Genomic DNA, 16,504 nt, shown 5'->3' on the forward strand with positions numbered 1-16,504 from the left:
GCACATCTGTGGGCATACGCGCTCATACGCAGCCCTCACCTGCGGCTTTGCTCGGAACGACGGTCAGCCGCTGAGCCGCACCGGCATGATCAGGTACTTGTAGGCGTCGTCCGCCTCCGCGTCCACCGCCGGACGGCCGCTGAGCAGCGCCGGCTTGGTGGACGTGGTGAAGGACAGCTGGGCCACCGGGGAGTCGATGGCGCTCAGGCCGTCCAGCAGGAACGTCGGGTTGAAGGCGATCGAGATGTCGTCGCCCTCCAGCTGGGCGTCGACCCTTTCCACAGCCTGTGCGTCGTCGCTGGAACCGGCCTCCAGGATGAGCACGCCCTGCTCGAAGCTCAGCCGCACCGGGGTGTTGCGCTCGGCGACCAGGGCCACGCGCTTGACGGCCTCCACGAAGGGGGCGGTCTCGATCACGGCGACGCTGTTGAACTCGGTCGGGAACAGCGTGCGGTACTTCGGGAGGTCGCCCTCCAGCAGACGCGTGGTGGTACGGCGGCCGGCGCCCTCGAAACCGATCAGGCCCTCGCCCGCGCCCGAGCCGGACAGCGCCAGGATCACCTGGTCACCGCTGGTCAGCGCCTTGGCGGTGTCCTGGAGCGTCTTGGCGGGCACCAGGGCGACCGCGGAGACCTCCGGGTTCTCCGGCTTCCACAGGAACTCGCGGACCGCGAAGCGGTAGCGGTCGGTGGAGGCCAGCGTGACGGTGTCGCCCTCGATCTCGATGCGCACACCGGTGAGGACGGGCAGCGTGTCGTCACGGCCGGCCGCGATGGCGACCTGCTGCACGGCGGAGGCGAAGACCTCGCCGGGGACCGTGCCCGTCGCGTTCGGCATCTGCGGCAGGGCCGGGTACTCCTCCACAGGCAGTGTGTGGAGTGTGAACCGCGAGGAGCCGCAGACCACCGTCGCCCGTACACCGTCTGTGGAAATCTCCACCGGCCGGTTGGGGAGGGCGCGGCAGATGTCGGCCAGCAGCCGGCCCGAGACGAGGACCGTGCCCTCCTCCTCGACCTCCGTCTCCACCGACACCCGCGCGGAGACCTCGTAGTCGAAGCTGGACAGGCTCAGCTGGCCGTCCTCGGCCTTCAGGAGCAGGCCGGCGAGGACAGGGGCCGGCGGACGGGCCGGGAGGCTGCGCGCCGCCCAGGCCACTGCCTCCGCGAGTACGTCGCGTTCCACCCGGATCTTCACTGTTGCCGCCTCCTGCTGTTGCCGGCGCTTCTCGCCCTGCCTGGCTTTCGTCGTCTGACTCGGTGTCGTCGGTCCCGGTGAGGGGAAGGACACCGGGAACAGTCTGACGCACCGCACTGACAGTAGGTGCCCCTCGGGGTCAAGTCGTGACGAGTGGCAGTCGGGGCCGAGACACCGAGTTGTGCACAGGGCCCCCTTCGAAACGGATTCCTCGCTCTCTCTAGTTGGGAGTAGTAGTAGGGCCTGTGGATACCGTGGATAACCTCGTTTCCGCAGGTCAGGTTGGGGATTTTGTCCACGGGCCCTGTGGGTGGAGGCCGTGGACAACTGGGCCTCTCTGTGGAGAACAGAAAGTTCTGCACATCCCGTACACAGGGAGGGGCGAGTTCTCCCCAGCTCCGTCCCCAGGTTTGAGGCTCTTTCCCACAGGCCCCTTCGGCAGCTCGGTGTGACGCCTTTCACTCGCCACGGTGAGAGAGTGCGTTGTGTTGCCGAACAGTGGACAGCCATGTGGAGAACCGGGCGATCACTGGGGACAACCACCTCCAGCCTGTGGGTTGCCCGTGGACAACTCGGTGCACAGGTTGTGGGCCTCCAGTTTGCCCACAGCCTGTGGAGATCGTTTTTCCACGTATCCACAGCCCGCTGAACTGGCCCGATGGCTCCTCGACAGGCTGCCCTGTGGACAAGATCGGGACAACTTCCCGGTCCCCAGGATGTGGACGGGAAAAAGTCACCGAATCTGTGGAGGAAGGCCGTAACCCGGCTTCGAAATCGAACAGCGCCGAGGTGCTCCATGAGGAGGCGAGGCGCCCCGGGCCGCGGCGAGGGCGCCCTCGGACCGCTCCAGGACACGTCAAGAGCGCCCTCGGATCGCCCGCGCGACACGAAAAGGCGCCCCCGGATCGCTCCAGGGGCGCCCTCGACGGAGTCCGTCCGGCCTGCGGGCCGCTCAGCCGGCCTTGATGCGGTTGGTGAGCTCGGTGACCTGGTTGTAGATGGAGCGCCGCTCGGCCATCAGATTGCGGATCTTCCGGTCGGCGTGCATCACCGTGGTGTGGTCGCGGCCGCCGAACAGCGCGCCGATCTTCGGCAGCGACAGGTCCGTCAGCTCACGGCACAGGTACATGGCGATCTGGCGGGCCGTCACCAGCTGCCGGCCCCGGGAACTGCCGCACAGGTCCTCGACCGTGAGGCCGAAGTAGTCGGCCGTGGCGCCCATGATGGCCGTCGAGGTGATCTCCGGCGTCGAGTCGTCACCGCCGGGCATCAGGTCCTTGAGGACGATCTCCGTCAGGCCCAGGTCCACCGGCTGCCGGTTGAGCGAGGCGAACGCCGTCACCCGGATCAGCGCGCCCTCCAGCTCACGGATGTTCCGCGAGATCCGGGAGGCGATGAACTCCAGCACCTCCGGCGGGGCGTTGAGCTGCTCCTGCACCGCCTTCTTGCGCAGGATCGCGATGCGCGTCTCCAGCTCCGGCGGCTGGACGTCGGTGATCAGACCCCACTCGAAACGGTTCCGCAGCCGGTCCTCCAGCGTGACCAGCTGCTTGGGCGGCCGGTCGCTGGAGAGCACGATCTGCTTGTTGGCGTTGTGGAGCGTGTTGAAGGTGTGGAAGAACTCCTCCTGCGTCGACTCCTTGTCCGCCAGGAACTGGATGTCGTCGACGAGCAGGATGTCCATCTCGCGGTACCGCTTGCGGAAGCTGTCGCCCTTGCCGTCGCGGATGGAGTTGATGAACTCGTTGGTGAACTCTTCCGAGCTCACGTACCGCACGCGCGTGCCGGGGTACAGGCTCCGCGCGTAGTGCCCGATCGCGTGCAGCAGATGGGTCTTGCCGAGCCCGGACTCCCCGTAGATGAACAGCGGGTTGTAGGCCTTCGCCGGTGCCTCGGCGACGGCGACCGCGGCCGCGTGCGCGAAGCGGTTGGACGCGCCGATGACGAACGTGTCGAAGAGGTACTTCGGGTTCAGCCGCGCGGTCGGCTCACCGGGGCCGGCCGCCGGTGCCGGCTGCGCCGCCAGCGGACCGGGCGCGCCGGTGGTGGGCAGGTTCGGACCCACGGGGCCGCCGCGGTGGACGTGCCCGGAGCCGGAGGGCGGGTCGGGCAGCTCGCGGCGCCTGGCGTCGCGCTGGTCGTAGTCGCCGCGTGACGTGTCGTAGTCGGAGCGCTGCTGGTCGTAGGACGGCCGGTCCGTGGGCTGCGGACGGTAGTCCTGTGCGGGCGGGCCGCCGCCGTAACCGTCCTGCGAGCCGTACGAGTCCTGGGATCCGTAGGTGTCCTGCGAGCCGTAGGTGTCCTGCGGGGGTGTGGCGTACGGGTCCCGCTCCGGGAAGCCGAGGCGCTGCTGCTGCCAGCCGTACTCCTCCTGCGCCGGCCGCGGCCAGGCGCCGGGCTCCGGACGCTGGTACTCCGACGGGTAGGCGGGGCGGGCGGTGGGCAGCTGGTCACCGGAGGGGCCCTGCTGCTGGTCGGTACGGCGGCGGCCGTAGCTCTCGTATCCCTCGTAGCCGTCGTACGGATCGCGCTCCTGCCGGTCGGACCGCTCCAGGTGATCGGGGCGGTCGGGGCGCTCGGGGCGTTCCTGGCGGACGGCCGGAAGCTCGGGCTCCTCGTAGCGCGGCTGGGGGCGGGGCGCCGGTGGGGGCGAGGGTTCGCCGGCGGTGTCGTCGACGGTGATCGCGATGCGGATCGGGCGTCCGCACTCGCGGCTCAGGCTCTCGCTGACGACGGGGGCGAGGCGGCCCTCGAGCACGCCCTTCGCGAACTCGTTGGGCACGGCGAGCAGCGCGGTGTCGGCGACGAGTGCCAGCGGCTGGCAGCGCCGGATCCAGTGCTCGTCCTTGCCCTCGACCCCCTGTCCGCGGCCCTCCCCGAGGAGCTGCTCCAGTACGCGTGGCCACACTGCGGCAAGATCGGCAGGTACGTCAGCCACAGGGCACGCTCTCTCACAGGTCCTTCGATCGTGTGATGCGGAGGACGGGTCGGGATGTGAATCGGGTGGTGGGGGGATTAAGGAAACGACTCGTCAAGGGAACGAACCGGAGTCAAGCCACGGTAGTCAGCGCGGCCGGTACGGTTCAAGTTGTTGTCCCCAGGCTGTGGACAAGTGTCCCCCAGTCGTCGCCGGTTTGACCGAATGGCGCAGCCGCGCGTACCGTGACCAGGTCGAGTTGTCGATGGCTGCTGCCGCCTGCCTCCGATGGGCACAGATCACGCAAGGTGATCGGTCAGCGGTGCACTCGGGCGTAACGCGAGCTACTCGTGGGCGCACGGTGACAGCCAGGACGGCACCCCGCAAACACCGAGTCTTTCTGGAGCCCCCGAGTGAGCAAGCGCACCTTCCAGCCGAACAACCGTCGTCGCGCCAAGACCCACGGCTTCCGGCTGCGTATGCGCACCCGTGCCGGCCGCGCGATTCTCGCGTCCCGCCGCAGCAAGGGTCGCGCCCGTCTGTCCGCCTGATCCCGGTCAGGTCATGACGTCGTGCTGCCCACCGAGAACCGGCTGAGGCGGCGCGAGGACTTCGCGACCGCGGTACGACGAGGGCGCCGGGCAGGAAGCCGGCATCTCGTCGTCCATCTTCGTAGCGGTGCCACGGACCCGCATGCGCCTGGGGAGAGCGCTCCCCCGTCGTGTGCGGGTTTCGTCGTGAGCAAGGCCGTGGGCGGTGCGGTGGTGCGCAACAAGGTGAAGCGCAGGCTTCGCCATCTGATGCGCGAGCGAGTCGACCAGTTGCCCCCCGGTAGCCTGGTAGTCGTACGAGCGCTGCCCGGTGCGGGTGACGCCGACCATGCACAACTGGCCCGAGACCTGGATGCCGCCCTGCGGCGGCTGCTGGGAGGGGGCGCGCGATGAAGTACCCGCTGCTGGTTCTGATCAAGATCTACCAGTGGACGATCAGTCCGCTGCTGGGACCGGTGTGCAGGTACTACCCGTCGTGTTCCCACTACGGCTACACGGCCATCGACCGGCACGGTGCCATCAAGGGCACAGCGCTCACGGCCTGGCGCATCCTCCGGTGCAATCCGTGGTCGCCGGGTGGTGTGGACCATGTTCCGCCGCGCAAGCGTCCGCGGTGGCACGAAATGCTGCGTGACGCCTGGCGTGCACGCAGGGGCGGGACCTCCGCCGCCGAACCGGCCACCGAGGGGCGGACCTCTCCCACAGGTCCGACGAGCCCTTCGAGCCCGGCCGCAGAGACCCCGTCCCATGCCCAAGGAGCATGATCAGTGGACACGATTGCCAGCCTCTTCAGCTTCATCACGACACCTGTCTCCTGGGTCATCGTCCAGTTCCACAAGGTGTACGGCGCCATTTTCGGCCCTGACACCGGTTGGGCCTGGGGCCTGTCCATCGTGTCCCTGGTGATTCTGATCCGTATCTGCCTGATCCCGCTCTTCGTGAAGCAGATCAAGGCGACGCGCGCGATGCAGACGCTCCAGCCGGAGATGAAGAAGATCCAGGAGCGCTACAAGAACGACCGGCAGCGCCAGTCCGAAGAGATGATGAAGCTGTACAAGGAGACGGGCACCAACCCGCTCTCCTCGTGCCTTCCCATCCTGGCGCAGTCACCGTTCTTCTTCGCCCTCTACCACGTGCTCAACAGCATCGCGTCGAACGACACCATCGGTGTGATCAACGAGCGCCTGCTGGAAAGCGCGCAGAAGGCCCACATCTTCGGTGCCCCGCTCGCGGCGAAGTTCACGGACAGCGCGGACAAGGTCGAGGCGCTCAACTCCTCGCTGACCGATGTGCGTGTCGTCACGGCCATCATGATCGTCCTGATGTCGCTGTCGCAGTTCTACACGCAGCGCCAGCTGATGACGAAGAACGTCGATACCACGGTGAAGACGCCGTTCATGCAGCAGCAGAAGATGCTGATGTACGTCTTCCCCATCATCTTCGCCGTCTTCGGCATCAACTTCCCGGTCGGTGTCCTCGTCTACTGGCTGACCACCAACGTGTGGACCATGGGCCAGCAGATGTACGTCATCCACAACAACCCCACGCCGGGTTCCAAGGCCCAGGCCGCGTACCTGGAGCGCCTCTCCAAGAGCGTCTCCAAGCACGGCAAGACCCGCGGCCGCGGTGAGCGCGCCATCGTCAAGGCCATCGTCGCCAAGGGCCGGGACCGTAACGAGTACGAGCGCAAGTTCGTCAACGGTCTGAACAAGGAGGGCCTCGCGGCCCAGGCCGACGGCACGGTGATCAAGAGCGAGAGCACGGCCGCCGCCCAGGCCGAGGACGCGGCCGCCGCCAAGCGGCAGCAGCCCAAGCGGCAGACCAAGTCCCAGCGCCAGTCCGGCACGGCCAAGGCGGCCGGTGAGCCCACCTCGCTGACCAAGTCCGACGAGCCCGAGGACGCCAAGCCCGCCGGCCCCGCCAAGAAGGACAACGCCAAGTCCGCCGGCAGTACCCGCAGCAGGGCCCAGTCCGGGCAGCGCAAGGGTCCGCAGCGGCCCAAGTCCCCGTCCAAGAAGTAAGAAGGAGTCCATCCCGTGACGGAAGGCACCACCTCCGCCGCTGCCGAGGGCGCAGACACCCTGACCCGCCTGGAGCAGGAGGGCGAGATCGCGGCGGACTATCTGGAGGGTCTGCTCGACATCGCCGACCTCGACGGCGACATCGACATGGACGTCGAGGCCGACCGCGCCTCCGTCTCGATCATCAGCGACACGGGCAGCCGTGACCTGCAGAAGCTGGTGGGCCGTGACGGTGAGGTGCTGGAGGCGCTCCAGGAGCTCACGCGTCTGGCCGTGCACCGGGAGACCGGGGACCGCAGCCGTCTCATGCTCGACATCGCCGGCTACCGGGCCAAGAAGCGGACTGAGCTGTCCGAGCTGGGCGCCAAGGCCGCGTCCGAGGCCAAGAGCAGCGGCAAGGCCGTGAGGCTGGACCCGATGACGCCGTTCGAGCGCAAGGTCGTGCACGACGCGGTCAAGACGGCCGGCCTGCGCAGCGAGTCCGAGGGCGAGGAGCCGCAGCGCTTCGTCGTCGTGCTTCCCGCCTGATCGGCCCTACGTTCCACCGGCCCCGTCTGTTGCGCAGACGGGGCCGAACTTTGTCAGCCTGATAGTTCTGTGGTTCTGGTGTCGACGCCCGGTGTCGGCACGGTACGGAAGGACGGTCCCCCGTGACGGAGGCAGCGGAGCTTCCCCCCGCGCCCGAGCAGGCACGCGAGGTGTTCGGAGATCGCTTCGAGGACGCGGTCCGGTACGCGGAGCTGCTCGCCGAGGCGGGCGTGCAGCGCGGCTTGATCGGGCCGCGTGAGGTGCCCCGCCTGTGGGAGCGGCATCTGCTGAACTGTGCGGTGCTCTCAGAGGTCGTGCCCGAGGGGGTGACGGTGTGTGATGTGGGCTCGGGTGCCGGCCTGCCGGGCATCCCCCTGGCACTGGTCCGGGAGGACATCAAGATCACTCTGCTGGAGCCGCTGCTCCGGCGTACCAACTTTCTGACCGAGGTCGTCGAGCTGCTCGGACTGGACCACGTGACGGTCGTACGTGGCCGGGCCGAGGAGGTCATGGGGAAGCTGCCTCCGGTGCACGTGGTGACTGCTCGCGCCGTGGCTCCGCTCGACCGCCTCGCCACATGGGGCATCCCTCTGCTGCGGCCCTACGGCGAGATGCTGGCGCTCAAGGGCGACACCGCCGAGGAGGAGCTGAAGAGCGCGGCGACGGCGCTGAGCAAGCTCGGTGCCGTGGAGACATCCATCGCGCATGTGGGCGAGGGCGTCGTGGATCCGATGTCCACGGTGGTGCGGGTCGAGGTCGGCGAGAGTCCGGGCGGTGTGCGGTTCGCGGCGAAGCGCGCGAAGGCCGCCCGTACGGGACGGGCCCGACGCCGGCGCTGAGGGCCGGACGTACTCCACACAAGCTGCCGAACCCATGCATGCCGGAGTGTCGCGGCAGTGCCGCCCCGGCCGCTGTGCATCGTGTTTCACGTGAAACGTCGCTCACTGCTGCACGGCATCATCAGTCGGGGCCGCGCCGCGGCCGAACCCCGTGACCGGAAGCCCCTCGGTTCGCTCGGAGAGGCTCCTGTTCCCGACGAGACACCGGCCTCCTCAAGAGGTATGGAGTTGTCCACAGAGGTGGATTTCTCCACAGAACGTCAGGGCTCACTGGTTCACGACCCCGAAGGCATGGGAGGCTCTGTTCATAGCGAGCCTGAAGTCGAGGAGAGTGAATCCTTGCGGTCCGACGCCAACATCGCGGGACCGATGACCGATCCGGTCCCCGGTCCCCGTACCGAGTCGACGGGAGCGGATGTTTCACGTGAAACACCGCCTCCGATGGACGACACTCCCATCGGTCGTGCTGCCCAACTGGCGGTGGAGGCTCTGGGGCGAGCCGGTGAGGGCCTGCCACGGCCCGAGCAGACCCGCGTCATCGTGGTCGCCAACCAGAAGGGCGGTGTCGGCAAGACGACGACCACCGTCAACCTTGCCGCGTCGCTCGCTCTGCACGGCAGCCGTGTCCTGGTGATCGACCTCGACCCCCAGGGCAATGCCTCCACAGCCCTGGGCATCGACCACCATGCCGAGGTCCCCTCCATCTATGACGTCCTGGTGGAGAGCAAGCCGCTCGCGGAGGTCGTCCAGCCGGTCCCCGATGTCGAGGGGCTCTTCTGTGCACCCGCCACGATCGATCTCGCCGGTGCGGAGATCGAGCTGGTGTCGCTGGTGGCGCGAGAGAGCCGGCTGCAGCGGGCGATCCAGGCGTATGAGCAGCCGCTGGACTACATCCTCATCGACTGCCCGCCCTCACTCGGCCTGCTGACGGTCAACGCGATGGTGGCCGGCCAGGAGGTCCTGATCCCGATCCAGTGCGAGTACTACGCGCTGGAAGGGCTGGGGCAGTTGCTGCGCAACGTCGATCTGGTGCGGGGGCACCTCAACCCCACCCTGCACGTATCGACGATCCTGCTCACCATGTACGACGGCCGGACGCGCCTCGCGTCACAGGTCGCGGACGAGGTGCGCACCCACTTCGGCGACGAGGTACTGCGGACGAGCATTCCCCGCTCCGTCCGTATCTCGGAGGCGCCGAGCTATGGGCAGACGGTGCTGACTTACGATCCTGGATCAAGCGGTGCCCTCTCCTACTTCGAGGCGGCACGAGAGATTGCGCTGAGGGGTGTCGGCGTCAGCTATGACGCGTCGCAGGCCCACCTCGGCGTACGGCAGAACGATCCGAGCATGGTGGAGGGCGTCCAGTGAGCGAGCGACGGAGGGGGCTGGGTCGTGGTCTCGGCGCACTGATCCCCGCTGCCCCGACAGAGAAGACGGTGACACCGTCTGTGGTGGGCGGCAGTGTCCCCACGTCTTCTGCGACGATGCCGATACTGCCGAATGAGCGAGGGGTGGCCGCCGCGAAGGTGGCCACGCTGTCGGATGTTTCACGTGAAACGGATGAGGCCTCGACTCATGGGGCTGTGGCCGTGCCCGCGCCGCCCATGGGTGCGCACTTCGCCGAGATCCCCCTCGATGCCATCACGCCGAACCCCCGGCAGCCGCGTGAGATCTTCGACGAGGACGCGCTGTCCGAGCTCATCACCTCCATCAAGGAGGTCGGTCTCCTCCAGCCGGTCGTCGTACGGCAGGTGGGGCCCGCGCGCTATGAGCTCATCATGGGTGAGCGCCGGTGGCGTGCCTGCCATGAGGCAGGGCTCGAGGCGATTCCGGCGATCGTGCGGGCCACGGAGGACGAGAAGCTCCTCTTGGACGCACTGCTGGAGAACCTGCACCGTGCCCAGTTGAACCCGCTGGAAGAGGCCGCCGCCTACGACCAGTTGCTGAAGGACTTCAACTGCACGCATGACCAGCTGGCGGACCGCATCGGCCGGTCCCGGCCGCAGGTGTCCAACACCTTGCGTCTGCTGAAGCTCTCTCCGACCGTTCAGCGCAAGGTCGCCGCCGGTGTGCTGTCCGCTGGACACGCACGCGCGCTGCTGTCCGTCGAGGACGCGGAGGAGCAGGACCGGCTGGCCCACCGGATCGTGGCCGAGGGGCTGTCGGTGCGGGCGGTCGAGGAGATCGTGACCCTGATGGGTTCACATCCCCAGAAGGATCGTCGGTCCAAGGGGCCGCGCGCCGGGGCTCTTGTCTCGCCGGCGCTGACGGATCTGGCGACGCGTCTCTCGGATCGCTTCGAGACGCGGGTGAAGGTCGACCTGGGGCAGAAGAAGGGCAAGATCACCGTCGAGTTCGCCTCCATGGAGGACCTCGAACGCATCCTCGGCACCCTCGCTCCGGGTGAGGGACCCGTTCTGCAGAAGGGTCTGGTGGACGACGGCTCCGTGGAGACCGAGTCCTGACCCCTCGACGGGTTCGGCCGAGCGGCCGACCGGGTGACCAGGGGCGGACCGTGTCCGGTGTGTGCCGGAACACGGTCCGCCCTTTGCTTTTTGGCGGTATCGATGGAATCTCTTCGTGGATACGATGCGTTCGGACAGGGCGCATCCACCCGGCAGTACCTCTGAGAGCAAGGCAGGGGCCATGCGAATGACGAGCCGCACCGGACTGGTGAGCGCGGGGCTGGGGGTGGGCGCCGTCAGCGGCTTCATCGGCAGCCTGCTCAGGGAACGGAGCGCTCTGACAGCCGCCCGCAAGGCAGCGGGCGAAGGAAGCGAGGAACAGCCTTCATGGGCCGTCGGCTCGTACCGCTCACGCTGGACAACCTTCCGGACCTCCCCCAGCGCTGCCGCTCGTGCGTCTTCTGGGAACTCGACCCCGTCAGCGGCGAGGCAGCGGTAAAGGCGGGAACCTCCGCGGTCGAGAAGGAGTCGTGGATCTCGGCCGTCCTCCTGGACTGGGGGTCCTGCGGAAGGGTCGTCTACGTCGATGACGTCCCCGTGGGCTTCGTCCTCTACGCTCCCCCCGCCTATGTGCCACGCTCTACGGCGTTTCCCACCAGCCCCGTGTCGCCCGACGCGGTGCAGCTGATGACCGCGTTCATCATGCCGGGGTACCAGGGACAGGGGCTGGGCCGGGTGATGGTGCAGACGGTGGCCAAGGACCTGCTGCGCCGGGGCTTCAAGGCGATCGAGGCGTTCGGCGACGCACGTTGGAAGGAGCCTGCCTGTGTACTGCCCGCCGACCATCTGCTGGCCGTGGGCTTCAAGACGGTCCGGCAGCACCCCACCCACCCCCGGCTGAGGTTGGAGCTGAGGACGACGCTCTCCTGGAAGGAAGACGTGGAGATGGCGTTGGACCGGCTGCTCGGGGCCGTGCAGAAGGAGCCGGCGCTGCGTCCCCTCTGATGCTCCTCATACGAATGGGCCGACCCAGATGGGTCGGCCCATTCGTGTTTCACGTGAAACATGTGCCGCCGGTAAGGCGGTCGGTCATCACTTGGCGGCGGTGATGAACTCCTCGAGGTCGCGGACGATCGCGGCCTTCGGCTTGGCGCCGACGATGGTCTTGGCGACCTCGCCACCCTGGTAGACGTTCAGGGTCGGGATGGACATGACGCCGTACTTGGCGGCCGTGGCCGGGTTCTCGTCGATGTTCAGCTTGACGATCTCGATCTTGTCTCCGTGCTCAGCGGCGATCGCTTCGAGGGACGGAGCGATCTGACGGCACGGACCGCACCAGGCGGCCCAGAAGTCCACCAGGACGGGCTTGTCGTTCTTGAGGACGTCCTGCTCGAAGGAGTCGTCGGTCACATGCTTCAGGGTGCCGGCCACAGCGGGCTCCTTAACTGGTTGATGCGTGAGGAGGGTGGGGGTCAGACAGCGGTCTTCTCGGGCTCGGCCTTCTCCTCGTCCGCGAGAGCGGCGAGGAAGCGCTCGGCGTCGAGGGCGGCGGCACAGCCCGTACCGGCCGCGGTGATCGCCTGGCGGTAGGTGTGGTCGACCACGTCGCCGGCCCCGAAGACACCGGTGAGGTTCGTGCGCGTCGAGGGCGCCTCGACCTTCAGGTAGCCCTCTTCGTCCAGCTCCAGCTGGCCCTTGAAGAGCTCGGTGCGCGGGTCGTGGCCGATCGCGATGAACAGGCCGGTCACCGCCAGGTCCGAGAGCTCGCCGGTCTTGACGTTGCGCAGCTTCAGGCCCGAGAGCTTCTGGTCGCCCTGGACCTCGGCGACCTCGCTGTCCCAGACGAACGAGATCTTCGGGTCGGCGAAGGCACGCTCCTGCATCGCCTTGGAGGCGCGCAGGGTGTCACGGCGGTGGACGATCGTCACGGACTTGGCGAAGCGGGAGAGGAAGGTGGCCTCCTCCATCGCGGTGTCGCCACCGCCGATCACGGCGATGTCGTGGTCCTTGAAGAAGAACCCGTCACAGGTGGCGCACCACGAGACGCCGCGGCCGGAGAGGGCGTCCTCGTTCGGCAGGCCGAGCTTGCGGTGCTGCGAGCCGGTGGTGACGATGACGGCCTTCGCCTTGTGGACCGTGCCGGCGGTGTCCGTGACGGTCTTGATCTCACCGGTCAGGTCGACGGCGACCACGTCGTCCGGGATGAGCTCGGCACCGAAGCGCTCCGCCTGGGCCCGCATGTTGTCCATGAGCTCGGGGCCCATGATGCCGTCCTGGAAGCCGGGGAAGTTCTCGACCTCGGTGGTGTTCATCAGCGCGCCGCCGGCGGTGACGGCGCCCTCGAACACCAGGGGCTTCAGCGACGCACGGGCGGTGTAGAGCGCCGCCGTGTAGCCGGCGGGCCCCGAGCCGATGATGATCACGTTACGGACGTCGCTCACGGCTTGTTTCCTCGTCTCTGGTCTGCGTCGGTCGACCGGGGGAGCTTCTTTCGGAACTCTCACCCCGTCCAACGGATCCTAAGGGGCGCGCATTCCCGCCGTGTCCGGGCACACGGGCACGGCCCGCTGCAGACAAGGGAGAAGCGCACACCGTACGGGATACCACGCAGGAGGGAGATGAAGCGTCGGTCGTCAGGAGCGCGTGTAGGAGTGCTTCAGCAGAACCTTCGCCGTGGCGGCCGCAGACGGATTGTCCACACAGGTCGCCTCGACGATGTACGCGGTCACACGGGTGTCGTCCGAGACGTCGGGAAGCACGACGAGCAGAGCGTCCTTCCCTTTGTAGACGCCCTTCTCGGTGGCGAGCGCGGCGTCGTTGCGGCCGATGCCGTCGCTGACGCACTTCGGCACCACGGGCTCCTTGAGGACCCTGGGATTGACGGCGTCGGACTCCGACTGCGATCCGAGTGTGTGGACGGTGCCGGGGCCCTTCACCTTCCCCTGGCTCTGTGCGAGGAGATCGGTGACCTGCTTCTCCAGTTTTCCTTCGGAGAAGGTGTCCGAGGCGGTCGTCCGGGACCCCTCGTCCGGGCCGGTGCCGTCGTTCATGGAGGACAGCACCACCGACCCGAGCCCCAGAGCGGCGACCGTGAACACGGTCCCCAGGACGGCGACCCGGCGGCGCCCACCCCGCAGACGACCCTTGCGTCCCGGTCCGGTCGTGGTGGAGCGGGGGCGCCCGGCCGGCCGGTCCTGGGACGCCGATGTTTCACGTGAAACATGCACAGGCTCGTCGTCGGAGGACGAGGGAGAAGCGCCGGCGGGCTCCCCGGAGGCCTCCGGATCCGGCGCCGTGGCGTGCAGCAGGGCCTCCGCGGCCAGTGCGGCGTCGATGCGGCCCGCCACCTCGGCGGGCATGCGGGGCGGGCCCGGCGCCGTGCCGAGCAGGTCCCGGATCTCCTCGAGCGAGGCATGGACGTCCGCGCAGAGCGCGCACTCGTCCAGATGCCGGCGCACGTCGGCGCTCCGGGCGGACGGGAGGAGCCCCTCGGTCAGGTCGGAGATCTCCGCGACGTCCGGGTGCTCCGCCATGTCTGTCGTCGACGTCACGCTCGCCCACCTCCGCCCTTCACCGCAGCCGGGTCGTTCGATCCTGGGTCCGGCGGATCCGCTTGTCGCGGGCCCGCTGCGGGTGGGACGGACGTCCCCTGCGTCCGGTTCCGTCCCTCACCCTGTCTCCTGCTCTCACCGGGGCCGTCCGGCCGTAGATGAGTGAGCAGGGGCAGGAGTCTGGCTCTGCCCCGCGCGCAGCGGCTCTTCACCGTGCCGGTGGGCACATCGAGGATGCGGGCGGCTTCGGCGACCGGATAGCCCTGCATGTCCACGAGGACGAGTGCGGCCCGCTGATCGGGCGGGAGGGTGCCCATGGCTTCGATGAGCTGGCGGTGCAGATCGTTGCGCTCCGCGGGCGCGGAGGCGGACTCGTGGGGTTCGAGCAACTGCTCCAGGCGCTCCGTGTCGTCGACCGGAGCGGTCTTGCGGGAGGCCGCCTTGCGGGCGCGGTCCAGGCAGGCGTTCACCGTGATCCGGTGCAGCCATGTCGTGACGGCCGACTGGCCGCGGAAGGTGTGGGCGGCCCGGTAGGCGGAGACGAGGGCGTCCTGGACGGCGTCAGCGGCCTCCTCGCGGTCGCCGAGCGTCCGCAGCGCCACGGCCCAGAGCCGGTCACGGTGCCGCCGCACGAGTTCACCGAAGGCCTCGGGGTCGCCCTTCACATGGCGGGCGAGGAGGTCCTGATCACTGACGTCGCCGTAGGTGCTGCCGTCTGCCATCGGACCCCCTCCCCTGGGATGCGGTGAGCTGTCAGCCGAGGATTTTGATGTCGGTGATGGCCTGCTTGTAGCCGGGCTGGCTGTAGTTGACGGAATCCTGACCGGAGTACGGCATAGCGGTCAGCCACACCAGCACATAGCGGCTCTTCACCGGTTTCTCGACCGTCACCTTCGCGGACGTGCTGTTCGTCGTCGTCTCACCCAGCTCCTTCATCGAGCTCAGCGGTGTGGACGAGCTCAACGAGTCGGTGGCGTACAGCTTGACGGTGGTGTGATCACCGCCGTAGCGCAGGGAGAGCGTCGCGGACGACACCTCCTGGTCGGAGCCGAGGTCGTAGACGATGCCGACTCCGGGCTTGATCACTATTTTCGGACCGTCCGTGTAGCTGTTGGTCCGCCATCCCGTCGTCGTGCTGTTGTCGTACGTCAGGCCGACGTCGCCCGGGTGCTGGGCTTCGCCCCCGGCCACGTACTCCTGGGCGCCCTTGATGCCGAGGGGCTTGGCCGGCTTGGGCTTGTCGTTGTTCTTGTCGTTGTCGCCGCCGTCGGTCGTCTGGGTCTGGTTGGTGTCGTCGGACTGTTTGTCCTGCTCCAGGAGCGCGTCCGCGAGCTGCCAGCTGCCCAGGCCCAGCGCGGCGATCAGCAGAGCCGAGACGGCCCACTTCAGCGCCTTGCCCGTGCGGCTCTGCAACGGAGAAGGCGGAGCCGGCACCGGCTGGGTGACACCGGGGTGCGGCGCCGGGCGGCCGTAGGTGCCCTGCTGGTACGTCGTGCGCTGGTACTCCGGAGGAGTGGTGAACGCGGGCTCCGGCGGGCGGATGCGGGGCATCTCGCCGATCGCCTTCACCAGTTCCTCGGGCGTGGTGCACGCCGACTCGTGGCGCGAGGCCGTGGCGCCGTCGTTGGCGAGCGCCCGCATGGCCAGCTCGGACAGCCCGCGGTGGACACCGGCACGCACCTGGTCGGGCGGGATCAGCCCGATGTCCTTCGGCAGCCCGGACATGCCGTAGGCGTCGCTCTCGTACGGCCAGCGCTGGGTGAGTGCCGCGTAGAGCAGGGCGCCGATGGACTCGGTGTCGGTGCGCTGCGGGGTGTCGGAGCTGACGCCGCGCAGCGCGGCGTTGACCGCGAGGCCGCGGATGCGCCACTGGCCGGTCGAGGTGCGCAGAACGGCGTTGGGGTTCAGCCGCAGATGGGCGAGGCCTTCGCGGTGGGCGGCGGCCATGGCGGCGGCGATCTGACTGACCATCTGGTAGGCGTCGTACACCTCCAGCGGGCCGACCGCCAGGAGTGTCGTCAGTTCCGTGGCGTCGGGGAGCCACTCGTGGACGACGTAGACGACGTCGTTCTCCTCGACGGCGTCCAGGACCTGGACGAAGCGCGGGTCACCCAGCAGGGCGGCGGAACGGGCCGCGGCCAGGACCGACCGGGCGCGCGAGTGATCCGCGGGCAGGATGTGCACGCCGACGGCGCGGCGGAGCTTCTCGTCCACAGCACGCCAACTGCTGAACCCGTCCAGACGGGTGACGCACTCCTCGAGGCGGTAGCGCCTGGCGAGCTTGTGACCGCTGTGCAGTTCGGGTGGCGAGGTCATCGCGGAACCCTCGCTCCCGGTGCCCTCCTGTGCCTCGTCGTTGTCCGTGTCCCGCTCCCGGTTCTGGGCCACCCCGTCGGCCGTGGACTGGTCCGCCTGTGCGGTCAGCGGCTGCTCACCGCTGTTGTCTGCCACGTCGACGGCAGCTGTGCTCCGTTCGGCCACCGTCGTTCCCTGCCTCC

General features: G+C 68.4%; 16 protein-coding genes. 9 read left to right on the forward strand and 7 right to left on the reverse strand.

What is annotated here, in order from left to right:
* Nucleotides 1–63: 63 nt before the first annotated feature.
* Together dnaN and dnaA are read right to left on the reverse strand one after the other, a co-directional pair.
* The gene (dnaN, locus tag AMK33_RS15120; RefSeq protein ID WP_073933320.1) at nucleotides 64–1,194 is read right to left on the reverse strand and encodes a DNA polymerase III subunit beta; all 1,131 of its coding nucleotides are present in this window, start codon (nucleotides 1,192–1,194) and stop codon (nucleotides 64–66) included.
* A 952-nt stretch (nucleotides 1,195–2,146) separates the two neighbouring features.
* Nucleotides 2,147–4,132 (reverse strand): chromosomal replication initiator protein DnaA, encoded by a 1,986-nt coding sequence (gene dnaA / locus AMK33_RS15130; RefSeq protein ID WP_073933321.1) that lies wholly within the window; start codon nucleotides 4,130–4,132, stop codon nucleotides 2,147–2,149.
* A 392-nt stretch (nucleotides 4,133–4,524) separates the two neighbouring features.
* Between dnaA and rpmH the strand changes: the two genes are divergently transcribed.
* From rpmH to AMK33_RS15180, 9 genes are all read left to right on the forward strand, one after another.
* Complete coding sequence (gene rpmH, locus AMK33_RS15140) at nucleotides 4,525–4,662, forward strand: 50S ribosomal protein L34 (RefSeq protein ID WP_003956500.1); 138 nt, start codon at nucleotides 4,525–4,527, stop codon at nucleotides 4,660–4,662.
* A gap of 21 nt (nucleotides 4,663–4,683) precedes the next feature.
* Nucleotides 4,684–5,055, forward strand: a complete 372-nt coding sequence (rnpA, locus tag AMK33_RS15145) for a ribonuclease P protein component (RefSeq protein WP_073933322.1) — start codon at nucleotides 4,684–4,686, stop codon at nucleotides 5,053–5,055.
* The gene (yidD, locus tag AMK33_RS15150; protein WP_073933323.1) at nucleotides 5,052–5,426 is read left to right on the forward strand and encodes a membrane protein insertion efficiency factor YidD; all 375 of its coding nucleotides are present in this window, start codon (nucleotides 5,052–5,054) and stop codon (nucleotides 5,424–5,426) included. Before rnpA ends, yidD begins: the two co-directional genes overlap by 4 nt.
* Before the next feature lie 3 nt (nucleotides 5,427–5,429).
* Nucleotides 5,430–6,683 carry a membrane protein insertase YidC gene (gene yidC / locus AMK33_RS15155; RefSeq protein ID WP_073933324.1) on the forward strand — a complete coding sequence of 418 codons (1,254 nt, stop codon included), beginning with the start codon at nucleotides 5,430–5,432 and terminating at the stop codon, nucleotides 6,681–6,683.
* Between the two features lie 15 nt (nucleotides 6,684–6,698).
* Entirely contained in the window at nucleotides 6,699–7,211 is a 513-nt protein-coding gene (locus AMK33_RS15160; RefSeq protein WP_073933325.1) for a Jag family protein, read from the forward strand.
* 122 nt (nucleotides 7,212–7,333) lie between these two features.
* On the forward strand, nucleotides 7,334–8,050 hold the full coding sequence (rsmG, locus tag AMK33_RS15165) for a 16S rRNA (guanine(527)-N(7))-methyltransferase RsmG (RefSeq protein WP_073933326.1): 717 nt from the start codon (nucleotides 7,334–7,336) through the stop codon (nucleotides 8,048–8,050).
* 291 nt (nucleotides 8,051–8,341) lie between these two features.
* Nucleotides 8,342–9,418: a ParA family protein gene (locus tag AMK33_RS15170; RefSeq protein ID WP_073933498.1), complete on the forward strand. Its 1,077-nt coding sequence runs from the start codon at nucleotides 8,342–8,344 to the stop codon at nucleotides 9,416–9,418.
* The gene (locus AMK33_RS15175; RefSeq protein WP_073933327.1) at nucleotides 9,415–10,515 is read left to right on the forward strand and encodes a ParB/RepB/Spo0J family partition protein; all 1,101 of its coding nucleotides are present in this window, start codon (nucleotides 9,415–9,417) and stop codon (nucleotides 10,513–10,515) included. The genes AMK33_RS15170 and AMK33_RS15175 overlap by 4 nt, the downstream gene beginning before the upstream one ends.
* Before the next feature lie 327 nt (nucleotides 10,516–10,842).
* Complete coding sequence (locus AMK33_RS15180; protein WP_073933328.1) at nucleotides 10,843–11,460, forward strand: GNAT family N-acetyltransferase; 618 nt, start codon at nucleotides 10,843–10,845, stop codon at nucleotides 11,458–11,460.
* Nucleotides 11,461–11,547: 87 nt separating this feature from the next.
* Here the strand turns inward: AMK33_RS15180 and trxA are convergent, their stop codons facing one another.
* The 5 genes from trxA to AMK33_RS15205 form a co-directional block, all read right to left on the reverse strand.
* The gene (gene trxA / locus AMK33_RS15185) at nucleotides 11,548–11,886 is read right to left on the reverse strand and encodes a thioredoxin (RefSeq protein WP_030857059.1); all 339 of its coding nucleotides are present in this window, start codon (nucleotides 11,884–11,886) and stop codon (nucleotides 11,548–11,550) included.
* A 41-nt stretch (nucleotides 11,887–11,927) separates the two neighbouring features.
* A complete protein-coding gene (gene trxB, locus AMK33_RS15190) occupies nucleotides 11,928–12,896 on the reverse strand; it encodes a thioredoxin-disulfide reductase (protein WP_073933329.1) in 969 nt (322 codons plus the stop codon).
* Between the two features lie 192 nt (nucleotides 12,897–13,088).
* Nucleotides 13,089–14,006 (reverse strand): anti-sigma factor family protein, encoded by a 918-nt coding sequence (locus AMK33_RS15195; protein WP_073933330.1) that lies wholly within the window; start codon nucleotides 14,004–14,006, stop codon nucleotides 13,089–13,091.
* Entirely contained in the window at nucleotides 14,003–14,728 is a 726-nt protein-coding gene (gene sigM, locus AMK33_RS15200; RefSeq protein WP_073933331.1) for an RNA polymerase sigma factor SigM, read from the reverse strand. Before sigM ends, AMK33_RS15195 begins: the two co-directional genes overlap by 4 nt.
* Before the next feature lie 31 nt (nucleotides 14,729–14,759).
* Nucleotides 14,760–16,487 carry a protein kinase family protein gene (locus AMK33_RS15205; RefSeq protein ID WP_073933332.1) on the reverse strand — a complete coding sequence of 576 codons (1,728 nt, stop codon included), beginning with the start codon at nucleotides 16,485–16,487 and terminating at the stop codon, nucleotides 14,760–14,762.
* Between the last annotated feature and the right edge of the window lie 17 nt (nucleotides 16,488–16,504).

The organism is Streptomyces sp. CB02400 (assembly GCF_001905725.1).
GTDB classification, from domain to species: Bacteria; Actinomycetota; Actinomycetes; order Streptomycetales; family Streptomycetaceae; genus Streptomyces; species Streptomyces atrovirens.